Annotated in this window: 1 protein-coding gene; it reads right to left on the bottom strand. The window is 63.9% G+C overall.

Features of this window, described 5'->3' with window-relative positions; translation table 11 throughout:
* Positions 1-37 precede the first annotated feature (37 nt).
* A complete protein-coding gene (locus tag G3N18_RS15745) occupies positions 38-1,342 on the bottom strand; it encodes an IS256 family transposase (RefSeq protein WP_420827112.1) in 1,305 nt (434 codons plus the stop codon).
* Between the last annotated feature and the right edge of the window lie 11 nt (positions 1,343-1,353).

The raw sequence follows: 1,353 nt of genomic DNA, 5'->3' as shown, positions 1-1,353 counted from the left end.
GCGGGTCTGTCCGTTCCTTTGTGTATGGGGCTTCGGCTTAGTTGATTCCTAGGCGGTCGCCGTAGGTGATGGACAGGGTATTCAGGATAGCTTTCCAGCCGGCGATCTGCCCGGTCGGGTTCGTGCGATTCGGGCGCCGCTCGAGCACCGTCAGGTAGAGCACCTTCATCGCCGCCTGCTCGTTGGGGAAGTGCCCGCGGCGTCTCGTTGCCTGCCGGAACCTGGCATTGAGCGACTCGATCCCATTGGTCGTATAGATGAGGCGTCTGATCTCGGGCGGGAACTTCAGGAACGGCACGAACTCGCCCCACGCGCTCTCCCACATCTGGATCATCGCCGGATACAGGCTCCGCCATTGCTCGGCGAACTCCGCGAATCTCGCCTCGGCCGCTGCGACGGTCGGAGCGGTATAGACCTCGCGGAGCTGCCCGGTGGTCTTGGACCAGTACTTCTTCGACGCGTATCGAAGTGAGTTCCGCACGAGATGCACGACACACTGCTGCACCGTTGCGAGGGGCCAGATCGCGGTGATCGCATCGGGGAGGCCTTTGAGTCCGTCGCAGCAGACGATGCAGACATCGGCGACACCACGGTTGCGCAGCTCCGTGAGCATGTTCATCCACTGCTTCGCGCCCTCCCCGCCGGTCGGTCCCATCCACAACCCGAGAACGTCACGGTGACCCTCGAGATCGATGCCGACAGCGACGTAGACAGGCCGGTTGGCGACCTGCCCGTCGCGGACCTTGATCACGAGCGCGTCGATCAGAACCACGGGATAGACGACGTCCAGCGGACGGGCTTGCCATTCCTGCATGTCGCCGAGCACCTTGTCGGTCACCGTCGACACCAGATCACGAGAGACGTCTGATCCGTAGAGATCGGAGAGGTGCTTGGCGATATCGCCGGTGGTCATGCCCTTCGCATACAGCGAGATCACCGCCTCGTCGAACCCCGCGATCCGGCGCTGATGCTTGGGCACCACCACCGGCGCGAACGTGCCCGCCCGGTCCCTCGGGACCTGGATCGTGAGATCGCCGATCTCGGTGCGCACCGTCTTCGGCGTGGATCCGTTCCGGCTGTTCGGCGTCTGCTTCCCGACCCGATCGCCCGGGTCGTAGCCGAGGTGCTCGGTCAGCTGCGCTTCCAACGCGGACTGCAGGACCTGCCGGGTCAGTCCCGTCAGCAGCCCGTTCGGGCCAGTCAGTTCGATCCCTTGACCACGAGCGGCGGCCACGAGTTGCTCCGCGACCGCGGTGATATTCGGCGGCGCAGGAAGGACCTCCCCGGTTCGCAGATCGACGGTCTCGGATTGCTCAGTTGTTGTCTTCAATTCAGTGCTCATGACGTGATTCA

Origin of the sequence: Microbacterium paulum, from assembly GCF_015707995.1 — a bacterium.
GTDB lineage: Bacteria > Actinomycetota > Actinomycetes > Actinomycetales > Microbacteriaceae > Microbacterium > Microbacterium paulum.
The sequence above is the reverse complement of the archived record's forward strand: the minus strand, read 5'-3'. Positions and strand labels throughout refer to the sequence as shown.

What these genes read in the sequence shown, in the direction of transcription:
- G3N18_RS15745 (WP_420827112.1), bottom strand. Translation starts at nt 1,342, where the DNA reads ATGAGCACTGAATTGAAGACAACAACTGAGCAATCCGAGACCGTCGAT.